General features: G+C 61.4%; 1 protein-coding gene. It reads right to left on the bottom strand.

The window, feature by feature from the left end:
* Window positions 1–30: 30 nt before the first annotated feature.
* On the bottom strand, window positions 31–280 hold a 250-nt coding region (locus FS507_RS20005; RefSeq protein WP_186314768.1), incomplete at its 5' end, for a hypothetical protein.

The raw sequence follows: 280 nt of genomic DNA, 5'->3' as shown, positions 1-280 counted from the left end.
CACCCCCCCCACCTCCCCCCACCACCATCCCTACCTTTTTCCCACCCCATCCACCTCCATCCCCTCCCACTCTCTCAACCTCACCGTGCTACCCTCTCTCACATCAACCCGCTCACTCCACACCACCTCCACCCATCCATCTCCCCCCACCCTCTCCACACCAAATCTCACCCTTTCCTCTACCATCACCCCCTCAGCTCCAACCAACCTCCGCCCCTTCCCCCCCAACACCTCCACTCCCATCGACTTCACCTCCTCAGCCGTGATTGCCCGATCATTC

Source organism: Corynebacterium glyciniphilum AJ 3170 (assembly GCF_007673095.1).
GTDB lineage: Bacteria > Actinomycetota > Actinomycetes > Mycobacteriales > Mycobacteriaceae > Corynebacterium.
The sequence above is the reverse complement of the archived record's forward strand: the minus strand, read 5'-3'. Positions and strand labels throughout refer to the sequence as shown.